We start from the raw sequence: 372 nt of genomic DNA, 5'->3' as shown, positions 1-372 counted from the left end.
CGATATCGACACCTCCCTCCGTGAAACCAGCGTCGGATACTTCCAAAGGTACGCTCAATTTTATTTTGATACTGACTATCTGTCGGTTGAATTCTTTATCTTTATCACCAAGTGGCTTCCCTTTTGTCGCTTTTCTCATTATCCCATCTTTGAGCCCGTGACCAGCTAGATGTTCTCTATTTGCCTTGGAGGTGTACCCTTTATCGGCTAATACCATAACTCCTTTTTGAAGGGATCCTTTCTCTATGAGAGTTGGAAATTCTGTCGTGTCTGAGACATTGGCAGAGGTGGTGGGGGGGGCATGCACAAGTCCTTCTCCGTCTGTCAAGACATGTTTCTTGAGACTGTTGCACGAAGGCGATCTGCGGTGTT

General features: G+C 46.2%; 1 protein-coding gene. It reads right to left on the bottom strand.

What is annotated here, in order from left to right; genetic code table 11:
• The coding region (locus HMPREF3027_RS09850; RefSeq protein WP_371440875.1) for a transposase at positions 1–307 on the bottom strand (307 nt) is incomplete at its 3' end.
• Positions 308–372: the final 65 nt, after the last annotated feature.

This window comes from Porphyromonas sp. HMSC077F02 (genome assembly GCF_001815465.1).
Lineage (GTDB): Bacteria > Bacteroidota > Bacteroidia > Bacteroidales > Porphyromonadaceae > Porphyromonas_A > Porphyromonas_A somerae.
Note: the sequence above shows the minus strand (reverse complement) of the source record. Positions and strands in the feature narration are given on the sequence as shown.